The 16,647-nt window shown below is 73.7% G+C and carries 17 protein-coding genes and 1 pseudogene; 11 read left to right on the forward strand and 7 right to left on the reverse strand.

The features are described from left to right. Positions 1 to 33 precede the first annotated feature (33 nt). The 3 genes from GTR02_RS00090 to GTR02_RS00100 are packed head-to-tail and all read left to right on the forward strand — an operon-like array spanning position 34 to position 2,965. Complete coding sequence (locus GTR02_RS00090; RefSeq protein WP_166605433.1) at positions 34 to 1,104, forward strand: substrate-binding domain-containing protein; 1,071 nt, start codon at positions 34 to 36, stop codon at positions 1,102 to 1,104. Between the two features lie 42 nt (positions 1,105 to 1,146). Continuing rightward, on the forward strand, positions 1,147 to 1,926 hold the full coding sequence (locus GTR02_RS00095) for a GolD/DthD family dehydrogenase (RefSeq protein ID WP_166605434.1): 780 nt from the start codon (positions 1,147 to 1,149) through the stop codon (positions 1,924 to 1,926). A 43-nt stretch (positions 1,927 to 1,969) separates the two neighbouring features. Beyond that, entirely contained in the window at positions 1,970 to 2,965 is a 996-nt protein-coding gene (locus GTR02_RS00100; RefSeq protein WP_166605435.1) for an ERCC4 domain-containing protein, read from the forward strand. Here the strand turns inward: GTR02_RS00100 and GTR02_RS00105 are convergent. Continuing rightward, positions 2,953 to 4,071 carry a spore photoproduct lyase family protein gene (locus GTR02_RS00105; protein ID WP_166605436.1) on the reverse strand — a complete coding sequence of 373 codons (1,119 nt, stop codon included), beginning with the start codon at positions 4,069 to 4,071 and terminating at the stop codon, positions 2,953 to 2,955. The two genes, GTR02_RS00100 and GTR02_RS00105, sit on opposite strands and share 13 nt — an antisense overlap. Positions 4,072 to 4,183: 112 nt before the next feature. On the opposite strand from GTR02_RS00105, the gene GTR02_RS00110 reads away from it, so the two are divergent. Beyond that, entirely contained in the window at positions 4,184 to 5,278 is a 1,095-nt protein-coding gene (locus tag GTR02_RS00110) for a glycosyltransferase family 4 protein (protein WP_338073475.1), read from the forward strand. Further along, positions 5,275 to 6,366 carry a glycosyltransferase gene (locus GTR02_RS00115; RefSeq protein WP_166605437.1) on the forward strand — a complete coding sequence of 364 codons (1,092 nt, stop codon included), beginning with the start codon at positions 5,275 to 5,277 and terminating at the stop codon, positions 6,364 to 6,366. Before GTR02_RS00110 ends, GTR02_RS00115 begins: the two co-directional genes overlap by 4 nt. A gap of 9 nt (positions 6,367 to 6,375) precedes the next feature. Here GTR02_RS00115 and GTR02_RS00120 read toward each other — a convergent pair whose 3' ends face one another. Next, positions 6,376 to 6,576: a hypothetical protein gene (locus tag GTR02_RS00120; protein WP_166605438.1), complete on the reverse strand. Its 201-nt coding sequence runs from the start codon at positions 6,574 to 6,576 to the stop codon at positions 6,376 to 6,378. Positions 6,577 to 6,693: 117 nt separating this feature from the next. Between GTR02_RS00120 and GTR02_RS00125 the strand changes: the two genes are divergently transcribed. The 3 genes from GTR02_RS00125 (at position 6,694) to GTR02_RS00135 (ending at position 9,418) form a co-directional block, all read left to right on the forward strand. Then, positions 6,694 to 7,695, forward strand: a complete 1,002-nt coding sequence (locus GTR02_RS00125) for a hypothetical protein (RefSeq protein ID WP_166605439.1) — start codon at positions 6,694 to 6,696, stop codon at positions 7,693 to 7,695. Continuing rightward, complete coding sequence (locus GTR02_RS00130) at positions 7,692 to 8,012, forward strand: PadR family transcriptional regulator (protein ID WP_205708350.1); 321 nt, start codon at positions 7,692 to 7,694, stop codon at positions 8,010 to 8,012. The genes GTR02_RS00125 and GTR02_RS00130 overlap by 4 nt, the downstream gene beginning before the upstream one ends. Before the next feature lie 287 nt (positions 8,013 to 8,299). Beyond that, positions 8,300 to 9,418 carry an NAD(P)/FAD-dependent oxidoreductase gene (locus GTR02_RS00135; RefSeq protein ID WP_338073476.1) on the forward strand — a complete coding sequence of 373 codons (1,119 nt, stop codon included), beginning with the start codon at positions 8,300 to 8,302 and terminating at the stop codon, positions 9,416 to 9,418. Here GTR02_RS00135 and GTR02_RS00140 read toward each other — a convergent pair whose 3' ends face one another. The 5 genes from GTR02_RS00140 to GTR02_RS00160 form a co-directional block, all read right to left on the reverse strand. Continuing rightward, a complete protein-coding gene (locus GTR02_RS00140) occupies positions 9,419 to 9,859 on the reverse strand; it encodes a PKD domain-containing protein (protein ID WP_166605441.1) in 441 nt (146 codons plus the stop codon). 413 nt (positions 9,860 to 10,272) lie between these two features. Beyond that, a complete protein-coding gene (locus tag GTR02_RS00145) occupies positions 10,273 to 10,884 on the reverse strand; it encodes a DUF6318 family protein (RefSeq protein ID WP_166605442.1) in 612 nt (203 codons plus the stop codon). Between the two features lie 130 nt (positions 10,885 to 11,014). Then, a complete protein-coding gene (locus GTR02_RS00150) occupies positions 11,015 to 12,529 on the reverse strand; it encodes an IS1096 element passenger TnpR family protein (RefSeq protein ID WP_166605443.1) in 1,515 nt (504 codons plus the stop codon). Positions 12,530 to 12,554: 25 nt separating this feature from the next. Next, a complete protein-coding gene (locus GTR02_RS00155) occupies positions 12,555 to 13,439 on the reverse strand; it encodes a transglutaminase domain-containing protein (protein ID WP_166605444.1) in 885 nt (294 codons plus the stop codon). Continuing rightward, positions 13,436 to 14,248: a transglutaminase-like domain-containing protein gene (locus GTR02_RS00160; protein WP_166605445.1), complete on the reverse strand. Its 813-nt coding sequence runs from the start codon at positions 14,246 to 14,248 to the stop codon at positions 13,436 to 13,438. Before GTR02_RS00160 ends, GTR02_RS00155 begins: the two co-directional genes overlap by 4 nt. A 267-nt stretch (positions 14,249 to 14,515) precedes the next feature. On the opposite strand from GTR02_RS00160, the pseudogene GTR02_RS24825 reads away from it, so the two are divergent. From GTR02_RS24825 to GTR02_RS00175, 3 genes and pseudogenes are all read left to right on the forward strand, one after another. Beyond that, positions 14,516 to 14,915, forward strand: a pseudogene (locus tag GTR02_RS24825) (very short patch repair endonuclease). Positions 14,916 to 15,001: 86 nt separating this feature from the next. Further along, a complete protein-coding gene (locus tag GTR02_RS00170; RefSeq protein WP_166605446.1) occupies positions 15,002 to 16,042 on the forward strand; it encodes a helix-turn-helix transcriptional regulator in 1,041 nt (346 codons plus the stop codon). A 134-nt stretch (positions 16,043 to 16,176) separates the two neighbouring features. Further along, on the forward strand, positions 16,177 to 16,596 hold the full coding sequence (locus GTR02_RS00175; protein ID WP_166605447.1) for a peptidase inhibitor family I36 protein: 420 nt from the start codon (positions 16,177 to 16,179) through the stop codon (positions 16,594 to 16,596). The last annotated feature ends 51 nt before the right edge of the window (positions 16,597 to 16,647 follow it).

Genomic DNA, 16,647 nt, shown 5'->3' on the forward strand with positions numbered 1-16,647 from the left:
TCCCCCCACGCACCACCACTCCGAGGAGACCCCGTGTTCCGCATCAGCAAGATCCTCACCGGCGCCGCCGCCGCCGGGCTCGCCCTCACCCTCGGTGCCTGCGGTGCCGGTGACCCGACCGCCGACACCGGCGGTGGCGGGGAGGCGAGCGGCGGCGGTGGCCTGCGCATCGGCGTCAGCGCCTACAACATGACGTCGTTCATCACGGCCGGCAAGGAGGGCATGGAGGCCTACGCCAAGGCCAACGACATCGAGCTCCTGTGGAACTCCGCCAACGACGACGTCAACACCCAGGCCGACCAGGTCGACCAGTTCGTCAGCGCGGGCGTCGACGCGATCATCGTCATCCCCGTGCAGGCCGACTCCCTCGGCCCGCAGGTCGAGGCGGCCAACGCGGCGGGCATCCCGATCCTCGACGTCAACGCCAAGCTGAACAACGCCGCGCTCAAGGCGAGCGTGCAGCCCGACGACGTCGCGGCCGGTGCCGCGGAGATGCAGATGATGGCGGACAAGCTGGGCGGCAAGGGCAACATCGTGGTCCTGCAGGGCCCGATCGGTCAGTCCGGCCAGATCGACCGCCAGACCGGCATCGACGAGACGCTGAAGAAGTACCCGGACATCAAGGTGCTGGCGCAGGACACCGCGAACTGGGACCGCGACCAGGCCGTGAACCGGATGGCCAACTGGATCTCCGCGTTCAGCGGGCAGATCGACGGCGTCGTCGCGCAGAACGACGACATGGGCCTCGGGGCGCTGCAGGCCATGAAGGAGGCCGGCATCAGCAAGCCGGTCGTCGGCATCGACGGCATCGAGGACGGCCTCAACGCGGTCAAGAGCGGCGAGTTCATCGGCACGATGCTGCAGAACGGCACCGTGGAGCTGTCCGCCGGTCTCGCGGTCGCGGCGGCGCTGGCCAAGGGCGAGCAGGTCGACACCAAGCCCGTGTACGACATGCCGCAGATCACCCAGGAGAACGTCGACGTCGCCATGGAGCACGTCGTCACCAAGCGCAGCGAGTTCCTGGCGGCCCTGCCCGAGCTGACCGCGAAGAACCTGAAGACCGGGAACATCGCCTACGAGGGCATCCCCGGTCAGACCGAGTGACCCGCTGACCCCCGACGCCACCGAACCCCCGAGGAGCCCGTCATGAGCAGTCCCGAACCGACCGACGAGGGCGTCGACCTCAGCTTCCGGCTCGACGGCCGCACGGCCCTCATCACCGGCGGCGCCTCGGGGATCGGCAGCGCCATGGCGGGCGTCTTCGCCTCGGTGGGGGCCCGCCTCGTCGTCGTCGACCTCGACGGCGACGCGGCGGCCCGCCGGGCGGAGGAGCTGGGCGGCGGGGCGATCGGCCTGCAGGGCGACGTCGCCGACCCCGCGTCGGTCGAGGCCTTCACGGGCGCCGCGGTCGCGGCGACGGGCGGCGTCGACGTCCTCGTGACCTGCGCCGGCATCGTCGACCTCGCCCCCGCCGAGGAGCTCACCCCCGCGTCCTTCACCCGGACGATCGCCATCAACCTGACGGGCACGTTCCTCACGGCGCAGGCCGTCGGGCGGGGCATGCTCGAGCGGGGGCACGGCAAGGTCATCACGATGGCCTCGCAGGCGGCGTCGGTCGCCCTCGACGGTCACGCCGCCTACTGCGCGTCCAAGGCCGGCGTCGTCGGCCTCACGCGGGTGCTGGCGTCGGAGTGGGCGGGGCGCGGCGTCACCGCGAACTCCATCTCGCCGACCGTCGTCCTCACCGACCTGGGCCGCAAGGCCTGGTCGGGTCCCAAGGGGGACGCGGCGAAGGCCGCCATCCCGACGGGCCGGTTCGCGCTGCCCCGCGAGATCGCGGGGGCCGCGCTGTTCCTGGCCTCGGGCGCCGCGGACATGGTCAACGGCACCGACCTCGTCGTCGACGGGGGCTACACGATCCGGTAGCGGGTGCGTGCGCGGCGGGGCCGACCGCGGGCACACTGACGTCGTGGAGCTGCTCATCGCGCGCAATCCCGACCCGGACAGCCGGCTCCCCTACCTGCTGCGTCTGCCGCTCGGGTCGGGGCTGGTGTTCGCCACGAAGGACACCTGGCCCCGGACGAGCGGGCTCTACTGCCACCCGCTGCCGCTGGAGTCCTGGCCGGCCGACGCGGACATCGTCGAGGAGGTGGGCTTGGAGGCCTGCACCCGCCGCGGCGCCGCGATCGACGTGGTGGCCGACCGGGGGCGGGAGAACCGGTCGCAGATCGTCTTCACGCGGGCCCGGGGCCGCGAGATGGTGTTCTGGCAGTCACCGCGCACCCGCAAGCAGGCGAGGCCCGACGTCACGCTGCCCACGGCCCGGGCCGCGGGCCTCGCCGACCTGGAGATCGTCGTCGACGCCCACGAGCGGTACCCGTACCGGTTCTCCACCCAGCAGGTCTCGCTGGTCCGCAGGGGACTGCCGTGCGGCGACTACGCCGTCGTGGCGGGCGGACGCACCGTGGCCGCGGTGGAGCGGAAGTCGCTCGCGGACCTGGCGTCGAGCCTCACGAGCGGCCGGTTGCGCTACGCCCTGGGAGAACTGGCCGCCCTGCCGCGGGCGGCGGTCGTCGTCGAGGAGGGCTACGCCAAGGTGTTCGCCCTGGAGCACGTGCGGCCCGCTCAGGTGGCCGACGGCCTCGCGGAGCTGCAGGTGCGCTTCCCGACGATCCCCGTCGTCTTCTGCGAGAACCGCAAGACGGCGGAGGAGTGGACCTACCGCTGGCTGGCGGCCGCGTGGACGTGGGCGGGCGAGGAGGGTTCGGCGGTGGCGCGCGTCGGCGAAGGGCAGGCGCCGGGCGGGCTCGAGGCGCCCGAGCCGTCGTCGCGGGAGGTGCGTGCCTGGGCGCTCGCCCAGGGGCTGCCGGTGTCGGACCGCGGCCGGTTGCGACCCGAGATCGTCGCGGCCTGGCGGGCCGCCCACGGGGGCGCCGGGCCCAGCGGCCCCGATCAGGTCCAGTAGAGGTAGCGGGCCTGGGGCAGGTCCCGCGCGAGGGCCGCCTCGAACCACGTCCGGAGGTCCTTCATGGTGTCCTTGTCGTAGACGTACTTCACCGCGCCGAACTTGCCGTGCTTGCGCGTGCGGGCGTCCTCGTCGAGGTCGAGCTTGGTGCCCGGGTACCAGCCGAGCTGGACGTCCTTGCTCTTGGGCGTGAACCGGTGCGTGATGCACTCGACGGTGAGGTCGAGGCCGGGCACGTCCGCGAGCTCCGCCCCGGCGGCGGCGAGCAGCTGGCCGTACTGCTGCTCCCAGTCCTCGACGGGCATGATCGGGGCGATGGTCAGGCCCACGGGGTAGCCGGCGCGGGCCAGCTTCCCGAGCGCCCGCAGCCGCGCGGCGACGCGGGCCGTGCCGCCCTCGAAGCGCTCGACGCCGCGGACGTTGACCGAGGCGCGGATGCGCGTGCGGCCGTGGTGCGGCAGGTCGAGGAGGCCGTCGACGTCGTCGTACTTGGTGGTCAGCCGCAGCTGAACGGGGCCGGCCCAGTCGTGCGTGCCGAAGTGGGTGATCGTCGCGGCGAGCGAACCCGTGACGTGCTCGACCGCCAGCGGGTCGGTGTAGCAGGACGCCTCGAACGTCGTCCCCTCGTGCCCGCGCGCCTCGGTCCCGGACGTGACCGAACCCGCGCCCACGACGTCGTCGAGCCCGGCGAGGATGCGCGGCAGGTCGGCGTAGACGCGCGTGATCGGCGGCCCCGACAGCGAGCCCGCGAGGTAGCAGTACTGGCAGTGCCCGGGGCAGCCCTCGGCGAGCGGGAACGACCAGTCCGCGCTCGGCGGGATGGGCGTCGGCCTGCGCTTGCTCGCGGCGCTGGTGACCACGGCGAGGGTGCGCTTGGCGCGGGCGTAGGTGGCGCGCTCGTCGGCCTGGCGCAGGCTGGGGAGGCGGTCACCGGGCAGCAGGGTGACGTCCTCGACGCCCGCCGCGGTGAGCCGTTCGACGATGCTGCGGCCGTGCGGTTCGGCGGCGGCGGAGGCGGTGACCAGCACGTGCGTCGGGGTCCACAGGATCGGGCGGGCGGGGGCACTCGGCACGTCAGGTGCAACACCTGGTCCGCCGGGACGCATCCGTCCTGACGGCGTGTGACGGGACACACGCCGCGCGCTCTTCCCCGGGAGTTCGGTTCGGCGCCGTGGCGGCGTTCCCCTCCCGTCCTCGCCGCCCGGGGACGCTGGTGCCGTGCGCGTCGCGATCGTCACCGAGTCGTTCCTGCCACAGGTCAACGGGGTCACGCGGTCCGTCCAGCGGGTGTGCGAGCACCTCGCGCGCCGCGGTCACGAGGCCGTCGTCGTCGCTCCCGGGCGCGGGCCCCGGACGTGCGGTCCCTACCGCGTCGTGCGGATCCCCTCCGTCCCGCTGCCGGGGCACGCCGCGCAGCGCGTCGCGTACCCGACGCCCGTGCTGGCGCAGGCGCTGGGGAGCTTCCGCCCCGACGTCGTGCACCTGGCGGCACCCACGGTGCTGGGGGCGCAGGCCGCGACCCTCGCCCGGCGAGCGGGGGTTCCCGCGGTCGCGATCTACCAGACCGACCTGCCCGGTTTCGTCGAGCAGTACGGCCTCGGCGGGGTGTCGACGACGCTGTGGCGGTGGCTGCGCCGCGTGCACGGGATGGCCGCGCGCACCCTCGCGCCGAGCCGGCAGGCGTGCGCGCAGCTGCGCTCGCACGGGGTTCCCGACGTCTCGCGGTGGCCGCGGGGCGTGGACCTCGAGCGGTTCTCGCCGCTGCACCGCGACGACGACCTGCGGCGCCGGCTCGCGCCGCGCGGCGAGGTCCTCGTCGGCTACGTCGGGCGGCTGGCCCGGGAGAAGGAGCTGCACCTGCTGACCGCCGTCGACGCCCTCCCGGGGGTGCGGCTCGTGGTGGTCGGGGACGGCCCGCAGCGACCGCAGCTGCAGCGGCTGCTGCCGCGCGCCGAGTTCCTCGGGATGCTGCACGGGCAGGAGCTGTCGGCCGCGTACGCGTCGCTGGACCTGTTCGTGCACACGGGCCGGCACGAGACGTTCTGCCAGTCGGCTCAGGAGGCGCTCGCGAGTTCCGTGCCCGTCGTCGCCCCCGCGGCCGGTGGGCTGCTGGACCTCGTCGTCCCGGGCGTCAACGGCTCGATGTTCGCGCCCGGCGCGGCGGCGGACCTGCAGGCCGAGGTCGCCCGCCTCGCGCAGGACGCCCAGGCGCGGCAGGAGCTGGCGTTCGCGGCCCGGCCCTCGGTGCAGCACCGCGACTGGTTCTCCATCGGCGAGCAGCTGGTCGCGACGTACGACGAGCTCGTCGGGTGACGTCCATCGTCCTGGTGGCGAACTTCGTCGCCCCCCGTTCCGGCGGCATCCGGACGGTGCTGCAGCAGCTGGCCGCCGGGTACGCGCAGCGGGGGCACGAGGTGACCGTGGTCGTGCCGGGTCCGGTGACCCGGCGGCGGCGCGGACCGTGGGGGACCGCGGTGACCATCGCCTCCCCCCGCGTCCCCGGGACCGGGTACCGCCTGACGACGGGGCGCAGCGACCTGCAGCGCGCGCTGGCGGCGTCCTGGCCCGAGCGCCTCGAGGTCCACGACCGGTCGAGCCTGCTGTGGCTCGGGTCCTGGGCCCGCCGGGAGGGCGTCCCCAGCCTCGCGGTCAGCCACGAGCGCCTCGACCGGGTGCTGGGGCAGTGGCTGCCCGGCAGCGGACGGGCCGGCACGGCGGCGGCGGACGCCTGGAACGCGCGGCTGGTCGAGGAGTTCGACACGGTGGTCTGCACGACGGGGTGGGCGGCGGAGGAGTTCCGGCGGATCGGGGCGCGACCGGCCCTCGTCCCGCTCGGGGTGGACCTCGAGGAGTTCCGGCCGCGACCGCGCGCGCCGCACGAGGATCCCCTGCTGGTCGTGTCGAGCCGGTTGTCGCGCGAGAAGCGCGTCGACCTGGCCGTCGACGCCGTGCGGCGGCTCGCCGCCCGGGGCCGGCGGGTGCGCCTCGTCGTCGCGGGTGACGGCCCGCAGCGGCGGTTCCTGGAACGCCGCGCGGCGGGCCTGCCGGTGGAGTTCACGGGTTTCCTCCGCGACCGCGCGACCGTCGCGGCGCTGCTGGCGAGCGCCGACGTGGTCCTCGCCCCGGGGCCGGTCGAGACGTTCGGGTTGTCGGGGCTCGAGGCCCTCGCGTGCGGGACGCCCGTCGTGGTGCACGCCGACACCGGGCTCGCGGAGGTCCTCGTCCCGGGCGCGGGGCTCGTCGCGGCCGGGAGCCCCGAGGCGTTCGCGACCGCGGTGTCCCGCGTCCTGGACGGGGCCGCGGACGGGCGGCGCGCCCGGGCGCGGGCCGAGCAGTTCCCGTGGTGGGGGACGGTGCAGGGGTTCCTCCGGGTGCACGGGCTCGTCGCGGCGCGCCGCTGAGCTCGACGTTCACCGCGGCAGCGACACCGCCGTCGCCGGCAGGAGGTCGAACACCCCCGGTTCCCGCCAGAGCGGGGTGCCGACGGGTGAACCGGCGCACAGCGACGTGGCGGCGCCGATCACGCGGTCGCGGTCGACGGGCCAGCGCAGCGGTGCGGCGATCTCGTCGAGGTCCGCGGGCCGGCGGGCCAAGGCCGTCGTGACGTGCACGACCGCCGGCAGGCTCGCGGACTTCGCGAGGTTGCAGCGGGTGGCCCTTGCGTCTCGCGTGGCCTCTCTGGTTCTATCTACCTAGAAAATCAACCTAGGTAGACGGCGGGGATCGACATGGATCAGCGGACGTGGCCGGAGCAGGACCGCAAGTGGGTAGCGCGCTACCAGAGCGCGATCACCGGGAAGCACGTCCCCGCGGACGTGCTCGAGCGGCGCGAGGGCGAACTGCTCGCTGCGGTGCGCGCGGCCGGGCTGCCGGCGGCCGAGGTCTTCGGTGACGCCGCCGAGCTGGCCGGCGAGGACGCGACCGAGCTGGGGACCACGGGCGAAGCGGTGCGGACTTCTGAGGGTGGGGGGCGGCGCGCGGCGCTGCGGGAGGTCGGCGGGACGCTACTGGCCCTCGGTGCCGTGGCGGTGGCGTCCACGGCGCTACGCAACGGCTGGTTCGTGGACCTCGAGCTGGGGGCGACTCTCGTCGCGGTGAGCGTGGCGGCGGTCTTCCTCGGCTGGGTCGTCGGGCGGTCTCTGTTCTCCGCTGGTCGTCCGGCCTGGATGGCGGGTGTGCTCCTGGGCGTCCTGGCCGTCGCTGTCGCGGGCATCGCTGCGGCGGTCGAAGTGGGTCCTGACGTCGTCGTGGCCGGCGACGTGCCGGTGCTGCTCCTGGGTGCGGGACTGCTCGTCCCTGGTGTCGTGGTGCTCGTGGTCGCCGCCCGGATGCCGCAGCCGAGTCTGCGGCTGGAGTGGGACGACGCCGAGTGGCTGCGTCGCTTCCGCGGCGGGCTGGTGTCCCGGCTGGTGCCGCGGGCCACGGCCCGGGCCCACGTCGCGGAGGTCGAGCAGCAGGTGTCTTCGTCCGGTGTGCCGGCTCATGCGGAGTTCGGTCACCCCCTGGTGCTCGCGCGGGAGGTCGCGCGGGCTGACCGGACCGCCCGGGCGCGGTGGTGGTGGGTGGCCACCGTCGCCGGGACCGGCGTTCCCCTCGTGATCGGTCTGCTGATCCTCGTCAACAACAGCTGGGGTGCGCTGAGCATCCCCCTGGGCGCCTTCCTGGTGCTCGTGGGGCTCTCCCGATCGGTCGCGGCCTGGCGCGGACGACCCTGGGCTCGGCAGGCATGAGCCTCGCCGGGTGGCAGCGGGTGTCGCTGCCGATGCTCGTGCTCGACGTGCTCGCGGCGGCGCCGCGGCACGGGTACGGCATCTCCCAGGCCCTCGTCTCGGCCGGACTCCAACCGATCAAAGGCGCCCAGCTCTACCCGACCCTGGTCCGCCTGGAGGACGAGGGAGCGGTCACCGCGCGGTGGGAGGAGGGTGAGGCGGGTCCCGCGCGCAAGGTCTACGAGCTGACGACCGCAGGACGGGAGCAGCTGGCGGAGCTGCACGCCCAGTGGCGGGCGTTCGTCGCCGCGGCGGAGGCCGTCGGCCGCGCCGAGTGACCCCCGGTCGCCCGCCACGCGAGCAGGTGACGCAGACGTGTTCGCGTCGACAGCGCGCTGCTCCTCGACGGATCGGCTGTCACACGCGCTCACCGTCTAGCGCCGCCGCCCGTGTCAGAAAACGCCACGAAGACCGCGCCACACACCGCTGAAGGTCACCGCCCTGGGGCGCACCCCTCGTGCCTACCAGAGCGGACCCGCGGCTGCCGCGACCATGCCCATCGGCCAGCATGGGACGCGTCGGTGGTCGAGCATCGCGCCGCTGCGACCACCACCCCGGAGGACCCGTGAGCCGTTCCGCGCCCCGCGTCGTCGTCATCGGTGCCGGCATCCTCGGTGCCTCGACCGCGGCGCACCTCGTCCGCCTCGGTGCGCACGTCGACCTCGTGACCGAGGGCGCCGTCGCCTCGGGGGCGTCGGGTCGCTCGCTGTCGTGGCTGAACTCCGCGGGGGCGCGCACGGACGCCTACCACCGCCTGCGCACCGTGGGCCTCGACCGGTGGCGGACGTTCGCGCACCGGACCGGGCTGGACGACCGCGTGCGCTTCGACGGTGGGCTCACGTGGGCCGCGCCGGGGGAGAGCCACCGTGCGCGGCACGAGCACGAGCTGTCGATCGGCTACGACTCGGTCTGGCTCGAGCGGAACGAGATCGCCGCGCGCGTGCCGGGCGTGGACGGCTCGGCCGTCGCGGCGGAGGGCGCGGTGTTCAACGCCGGAGAGGGCTGGGCCGACCTGCCGCTGGTCGTGGACGCGCTCCTGGCGGAGGTCGTCGCGGCGGGCGGCACCGTGCACGAGGGGGCCGGGCGGTGCGTGCCCGTCGTGAGCGGCGGGCGGGTCACCGGCGTGCGGGCGGCGTCGGGGGCCGAGTTCCCCGCGGACGCCGTCGTCCTCGCCGCGGGCGCGTGGGTGCCGCGGGAGCTGGCCGCGCTGGGCGTCGCGGTGCCCGAGCAGTCGCCCGTCGCGCTGCTGGTCCGCACCGCGCCCGTCGACGTGGGCCTGCGGGTCGTCCTGAACACCCCGCGCGTCGCGGTGCGGCCTGCGCCGGGCGGGACGCTCGTGCTCGACGCGGGGTGGTCCGAGCGCGAGGTCGAGGTGCGCGGTGACGGCGACCACCTGGTCCACGACTCCACGGTGGCCGGGCTGATCGCCGAGGCGACGCGGGTGCTGGCCGGCACCCCGCGGCTGGAGGTGGCCGGCCTCGGCGTCGGGCCCAAGCCGATCCCGGGCGACGGCGAACCCGTCGTCGGCGCGGTGCCCGGAGTCGCAGGCTTGCACGTGCTGTTCACGCACAGCGGCGCGACGCTCGGGCTGGTGCTGGGGGAGTTCACGGCCCGCGAGGTCGTCACGGGCGCCGAGAACCCGCTGATCGCGTCGTTCCGCCCGTCCCGCTTCGGCTCGCGGTGATCAGGGGGTGAGGACGGTCGTCCCCGCGAGGGCCGTGACCGGGGTGGCCGGCGAGTCGATCGCCACGGTCCCGGCGATCGGCTGGAACCCGAGGCCCGCGACGGAGTACTCCGCCGTGTAGGCGGTCGTGAGGGTGATCTCGTAGTTCCCGGGCTGCCGGTAGGTGTGCGTCACCGTGAGCGCCGGCCACGGTGCGCCCGGGTCGCTCGTCGGCCCGACGACGGCCCCGTCCCCGCACGTCCACCGGTAGGTCACCGGCGTCGCGCGGATCGTCACGGGGAACCCGAGGATGTCCACCGTCCGCGTCACCTGCCCCGCGGTGGCCATGAGGTTCACGGCCAGGTTGATCGCCACCTGCCCGGAGTCGGGCTGCAGCGTCGCCGTCGCCGGCGGCAACCCGATGCGCCGCACGTCCTCGATGGTCACGGTCGGCAGGATCACCGCGGCCGCCTCGCCCGCCTCCGCGAGCGACGTGCACCGCGACGCCCCCCGCGCCCACTGGTTCGCTCCCGTCGGACTCGTCCAGGTGGTCAGCATCACCTGGCCCGGTGGGCACGTCGTCGCCGCGCCGCACGAGTTGTCGTTGGCGACGCCACCCAAGCGCGGGTCGTTGCGCGAGCAGGCAGGGGTGCGGCGGATGTCGACGACCGGGGCGACGCTCGCAGCAGGCGTGCCCTTTGCGCCCGATGGTGCGCGGCGCGGAGTGTCGCTGCAACGCATAGCACCACGGACGACGATGTCTGTCGCTGCTCGAGCTTGAGTTGAGCCGCTGCAGGAGGCGGCCTGAGCAGGCGTGACCAAGACGCTCATCAAGACGCACGTGGTGAGGAGGATCAGTGCAGTAGGACGGTGCTTCATCCAGGCAACCCTTGGACGAGCCAGCGCCCGGCCCTCATGTGGACCTCGATGACGCCGGTCGAGGTCAACGCCGGGACCTGACCGAAGGTCGAGCCGTCTTGCCTGAGGTACTGGCCAGGGCCGTTGCTCATCTCGACCAGGATGTCGGCCTCTTGAGTTTCAGGTGAGTAGTAGGTCAACATGCCCGAGTCAAAGTGAATGTCGAGGTTCTCACCGACGAGGCGCTGTTCCCTCGCCTGGTCGACCCCTTCCGCGTGGTAGGCGCAAGTGCCGCAGTCCGGCTCACTGATGCTCCGCAGCAGGGACGGGTCGCCGGTCGCCCGAGCGTGGTTCAACACCAACAGGTAGTACGCCGCGAAGCCGATCGCGTCGTCCTCGTTGAACGTCCCCTCCGGCCGGAACGTCGGTGCGGGCAGCGAGACCGTGGCGACGGGCGTGGGGGTCGTCGCCTCCGGCGTCGGGGCCGCCGTGGTCGCGGACGGCGTCGCCACCGGCGTCCTCGCCGGGACGGCCGGCGCCGCGGGCTGCTCCGCGTCGGCGCTGCAGCCCGTCACGGCGGCGAGGAGCAGCAGGACACCACTCACGGGCAGGGCGGTTCGTCGCAGCACCCACTCACGGTAGGTGCGGCAGGCCGGTCCCCGCTGGCTTCGTCCACAGGCCGGTGGGCCGTCCGGCTGAGTGTCCTCAGCGCACGACACCGGGCGCTGCCCCCTCGTCCGCGCTCCGGGTCGGCACCCGTCAGCGAGGAGTCGTGAGCACCAGCCGGGCGAACTTCCGGGCGGCCGGACTCTGCTTCGCTCCCGACGCGAGCCGGCTGCGGTAGGCGGCCACTCCGGTCCGCTCGAGCACGTCCAGGGTCGGTCGTGCGGCGTCGAACACGTCACCGCGTGTCAGCGGGCCCGCAGCGGTGGCCCACCCGAGCGCGGTGAGCACTTCGACGCCCAGGGGGGTGATGCGGTCGTGCACCGTGGCGTCCCCCGCCGCGACACCGAGGAGCGCCAGAGTCCCGGCGACCTGCGCGGCGTCGTCCCGGCCCGCGGGAAGGCGGGCGGCGATGTGCCCGACCAGGCGTGCGGGATCCGTGCGCAGCGAGCGGCCGGCAGGGGTGACGAGCAGGCGTCCGCGGTGCTTCCGCAGCAGCCCGAGGTCCTGGACGGCGGTGCGGAACACCAGCACGGGGAGCGTGTGGACCTCACGATTCCCCGTGCCGATCCACGTGTCGTCGAGGCGCAGGGCCTCGAACGCGTCCTGCACCACGGCGGGTGGGAGGTACCCCGCGCCCGTCAGCGTCACCCCCTCCTCGCCGATCCGGTCGAGCAGCCACCGGACGTCCCGCGTGATCTCCGCCAGTTCCTCGGGACTGAGCGCGGCGGCCAGGGTCCCGTGCGGGAGGGCGCGGCGGGCCAGGTCGTGGACCGTGCGGGCCGTGTCGAGGGGGAGGCGGGACAGGAGGTCGGTCACGATCCCCGGCAGCCCGTCGACGTGGAGTTCCGGGTGCGACGGCACACCGGGGAGTTCCGGCGGCCGCGGCCCGTGCACCAGTTCCTCGTTGACCGCCTCCGCGGAGAACTCCGCGGGCCGGAGATCGCCGTGCGTGTCGAGGAGTTCCCGCAGGTGCGGCGCGACCGGTGCGCCGTCAACGCGAGTCGCGAGCGCGTAGAGGAGTTCGGCGTACCCTCCCGGGCCGCCGCAGTCCTCGGGCGGGCAGGCGCGCCTGCCGCTGAGACAGAGGGCATCCGGAGCACCGGGAGGCCGCTCACGCACTTCCTCGAGGCGGACGACGTGGTCCCACCCGTCCCCGAAGTCGTACGTGTACCCGAGCCGGTCTCCCGGGTCCGCGAGCACCTGGTCGAGGTGGACGTCGGCCTCCGGAGTTCCCGGGTCGCCCTCGGAGACGTCGAAGGCGTTGAGCAGGAACGGCTCCGCGCGGCCGGCGGCCGTGCCCAGGCGGCGGAACGCGTGCAGGTGGCTGTTGCTCCAGCCCATCGCCGTCTGCAGGACGTCGTGGACGGCGTCCAGCGTCAGGTCGGAGTTCACCTCCAGGCGGCGCCAGACCGGCGGCCGCGTGCGGGCGAGGTCCACCCGCACGCGGTAGGTGACCGGCGTCGCGCGCCGGGGGAGGAGGGTCAGCGAGGGGACGACGTCGGGACCGGTCGACGATCGTCCCGAGAGCAGTTCCCCGAGCTGCTGCGGGGTGAGCGCGTCGACCACAGCCTGCACCGCGGGTGGGATCCCGGGGCGTCGGCGGGGCACCGCACAAGCCTAGCGAGCCGCGGGCTCAGGCCGCGACGTCCACGATGCCGAGGCGCCGCGAACTGGTGAGCCGTCCGGTGGCCGGGCCGACGTACGTCCCGGCCGTCGGGGCGACGTCGGTGTAGTCGCGGCCGGTGGCGACCGTGACGTACTTCCGTCCGGCGCGGCGGCCGTTGCAGGGGTCGAACGGCACGGCCACGGCAGCACCGTCGGCGGCGACGAGCACCTCGACCCACGCGTGGGTCCCGCCCTGGCCGAGCAGGTGCCCGGAGACGTAGCGCGCGGGAACGCCGAGCTCGTGGCAGAGCGCCAGCATGATGTGGGCGTAGTCCTGGCAGACGCCGCGGCCGCCGTCGAGCGCTTCGGCGGCGGTGGTGCGGGTGCCGGTCGGGCCGTACTCGTACGTCATCGTCCGGTGCACGGCATGGCAGACGCGCTCGGCGGTGTCGAGCGTCGTCTCGCGCGGGCGGCGCAACTCGGCGGCCCAGCCGCGGAGCCGCTCGTCGGCCGCGGTGAGGCGGGTCGGCAGGCGCCAGCGACTGTCCTGCAGCGCAGACCGCGGAAGCACCGGGAGGGCGTCGCCGTCACGTTCCAGGAGGGCGGTGAGGCGGAACTCGATGTGCTCGTCGACCCGCGCGGCGTGCACCTCGACGAGGTGGTTGCCGACGGAGGTGAGGCGCTCGCGGGGCCGCGCGCGCGATCCCTCGACGTCCAGCGCGTAGTGCCGGCGGTGCAGGTCGCCGTGGCGCACGGGCGGGACGACGACGAGCCGCTGACGCACCTTGGCCACGGGGAGGTCGTAGTCGTAGCGGAAGGTCTGCTCGAGCCGGTAGGTGATGCACTCGGCGCCGTCCAGGTCCAGCGCCTTGTGGTCCAGCAGGGGAGCGGACAGCGCGTCGTCGAGGATCACTCGACCTCCTCCGCGTGGACGACCATGGACTCCAGCAAGGGTCCCCCGAAGGTGGTCAACATCGCCACATCTGATGCGTCGCGTCCCCGGCCGATGAGGACGCGGCCCTTGCGGGGCGTGTTGTTGCGCGGGTCGAAGGTCCACCAGCGGTCGCCGAGCCACACCTCCATCCACGCGGAGAAGTCCGGGACGATGGCCGTGCCCTCGATGTCCATCTCCGGCAGGTACCCGAAGACATAGCGCGCGGGGATGCTCAGGGCGCGGCAGAAGGTGATCGCGAGGTGGGTGAAGTCGCGGCAGACGCCGTAGCCGGACGCGTACACGTCGGCCGCGGTCGAGGACGGTGTGCTGCTGCCGTACTGGAACGTCAGGTGCCGGTGGACGTGGTCGCAGATGGCCTGGACGCGGGTGTAGCCCTTGGGCAGCTGCGAGAAGCGGGTCCACGCCTCGTCGCCCAGCAGGTCGGGCACGACGTAGCGGCTGGGCAGCGTGTAGAGCAGGACGTCGTCGGGCAGGTCGATCGGGGCGATCTCCGGCGCGGTGACGTCGACGTCCTCGGTGGCGTCGGGGACCTCGGCGATGGCGTCGTAGCGGAAGGTCGAACGGCCCGACGGGATGATGAGGCGCAGGCACTCGTTGCCGTAGAGGTCGGTGTAGGTGCGCCCGGGCTGCGCCGGCTCGATCGACCACCGCTCGTCGGTGACCCGCACGCCCTCGTCGCGGACGGCCATGACCTGCACGACCGACGGTGTGTCGACGGCGGCCTCGTGCACGAACTCGCACCCCACGTGTACCCGCCGCACCGTCATCCGTGAGCTCCTCGGCGTCCCCCGGCGGGTCCTCCGCCGGCTCCCGGCGCGGTGGCGTCGCAGGGTGCGGTGCCACCTCTGCGTCGAGTCGTGCAGGGGACGCTAGCCGGTCGGGGGGCCCCGCGGGAGGTGACCCTGTGGACGGGCCGGACGCCGGGTCACCTCAGACTCCTACGGTCGGGGCGTGCAGCACGGTGCGGGGTGACGCCAGCGTGGCAGGACCCGGGCCCGGCGCCACCGCCCTCGTCCTCTTCCGCGGCCCTCCTGTTGAGCCGCACGGGCCGCCGCGACACCCGGCCTGAGCTCGCGTTGCGCCGCGAGCTGCACCGGCGCGGCCTGCGCTACCTCGTCGACACGACGCCGCCCGGGACCAACCGCCGTCGTCGCGCGGACCTCGTCTTCCGCGGCGCCCGCGTGGCCGTCTTCGTCGACGGCTGCTTCTGGCACGCCTGCCCGCAGCACTTCCACCCGCCGAAGGCCAACGCCGAGTGGTGGCGCGTGAAGTTCGCGAGTATCGCTGCGCGGGACCGCGACACCGACGCCCACCTGCTGGGGCTGGGCTGGTGCCCGCTGCGGGTGGGAGTACGTGCCCGCCGTCGCGGCCGCCGACCGGGTGGCGGGGGTCGTGCACGCCCGCGCTGCGATTCCACCCCTCTCCCGGCGCTGACGCAGCCCCGTCGGGCACCAGCCGCACAGTTCACAGTGAGGCGTCACCCAGATGCGGTGAGTCATTGAGCGTGCTACGACAGGTCCATGCTCACGGTCAAGCGGTGGCGGTCCGTGCACGACCTGGGCATGGAGCTGCTGGAGGTCACCGACCCCGCAGCGCAGGTGCTGCAGGGCCTGTCGTCGTTGCTGTGCCTGGTGCCGGGTGACGTGGCGGGCGAGGTCGAAGTCGCTCCCGGGAGGACTCCTCGGATCACGGAGATTCCCGAGCTCCTGCGTCCGATGCTGCACGCGGACGTGCAGGCGATCTTCAGGACCAACCCTGCGGTGGTCTACCTCGCTGAGCACCACCACCTGTCGGCCGCGCGCGTCGAGGACCTCTGCGGTCCTGCGCAGTGGGCGCGCAACCTGATGCGCCGACAGCTCTTGGAACCGAACCGCGTGCCCTTCGCCCTGCTCGCGGGCGACCTCACCAGCGCCGGCGTCGTTCACGGTTGGGGCGTCAACCGCAGCCGTCCCTTCGACGACGACGACGTCGAGGTTCTCCGTGCCTTCGCGGGCTTCCTCCGCCGGGCCGGTGCTGATCGCCGTCGCCAGAACCTGGTGATCGACCTCGAGCACGCGGTCTCCTCGGGCGCCGGTCTGGTCCTGTTCCGGGGCGACGAGGTCATCCACCTCAACGGCGAAGCGGCTGCCCTCTTGGAACGCCACCAGGTAGCTCTGACGACGGTGCTGCGCGTGAGCCGAACAGCGCTCGGCCCGTCCCAGCCGGTGGGCGCGCTGCCGACCAGGCGCGGTGCGGTCCGGCTGCGCTGGCGCCCCGCCTTGCCCGGCTCCAGCGCTGTCGTCATCGACGAGGTGGGCGGAGGTCGGACAACCCTCCGATCCACGTTGACCACGCGCCAGTACGCGATTCTCTGCCACCTCTCTCACGGTCTCACGGCCGCCGCGATCGGCCGGCAAGTGGGGATCAGCGAACGCACCGTGCACAAGCACCTGGAGAACGTCTACCGCGCGCTGTCCGTTTCGGATCGGCTCGCCGCGGTGTCTCGAGGGCGCGAGCTCGGACTGCTCCCCGTCGTGGGCGGGTGCGGCCGGCTCGACGGGACGGCGGCGGTCGGCGGGTGACCGCGGTAGCAGGGACCAGCCGGTCACAGGCATGGGTACGCAGGTCTGCGTAGCCCTCGTGGCGCACCCGGTGTCGTTGGTCTCATCCTGGCTGCGAGGCGACGTCGCCTCACCCTCAGAGCTCAGGAGACACCATGCCTACCAAGCACCTCCGCGCCCTCGCGCTCACCGTGGCCGCCGGCGCGATCGCCTTGTCCGTGTCCAACGCGGCCGCCGCTTCGGCGGCCAGCGTGACGGTCCTCCGGAGCGGAGACGGGGACACCCTCCGGGCGAAGTTCTACGACGGCCCCAACTTCACCGGGGACGTGCTCGTCTACTACGGCGGCAGCGCCTGCACCGCGACGACGACGGACAACGAGTACACGTACTCCGACCTGAGGATCGTCGGCTGGAACGACCGGATCGAGTCCATCCAGGACTTCAACAGCTGTGACGTGAAGTTGTACAGGGACATCAACCTGGGTGGTCCGTCGGCGTACGCCGACTGGACCCCTACCGGTCGCAACTGCGTCACGGCCTGGCGGAACGTCGCCTCCGGATTCCGCGTCTCCTGATCGGCGGCGGCGGCGGCGGCACGGACTGAGCGGGCCTGATCGGGGGAGATG

The sequence above is a fragment of the Kineococcus siccus genome (assembly GCF_009906795.1).
Lineage (GTDB): Bacteria > Actinomycetota > Actinomycetes > Actinomycetales > Kineococcaceae > Kineococcus > Kineococcus siccus.

Bases quoted from the DNA above. Each gene is read 5' to 3' on its own strand.
- GTR02_RS00095 (WP_166605434.1), top strand. From the start codon at position 1,147: ATGAGCAGTCCCGAACCGACCGACGAGGGCGTCGACCTCAGCTTCCGG.
- GTR02_RS00105 (WP_166605436.1), bottom strand. From the start codon at position 4,071: ATGCGTCCCGGCGGACCAGGTGTTGCACCTGACGTGCCGAGTGCCCCC.
- GTR02_RS00125 (WP_166605439.1), top strand. From the start codon at position 6,694: ATGGATCAGCGGACGTGGCCGGAGCAGGACCGCAAGTGGGTAGCGCGC.
- GTR02_RS00130 (WP_205708350.1), top strand. From the start codon at position 7,692: ATGAGCCTCGCCGGGTGGCAGCGGGTGTCGCTGCCGATGCTCGTGCTC.
- GTR02_RS00160 (WP_166605445.1), bottom strand. From the start codon at position 14,248: ATGACGGTGCGGCGGGTACACGTGGGGTGCGAGTTCGTGCACGAGGCC.
- GTR02_RS00170 (WP_166605446.1), top strand. From the start codon at position 15,002: ATGCTCACGGTCAAGCGGTGGCGGTCCGTGCACGACCTGGGCATGGAG.
- GTR02_RS00175 (WP_166605447.1), top strand. From the start codon at position 16,177: ATGCCTACCAAGCACCTCCGCGCCCTCGCGCTCACCGTGGCCGCCGGC.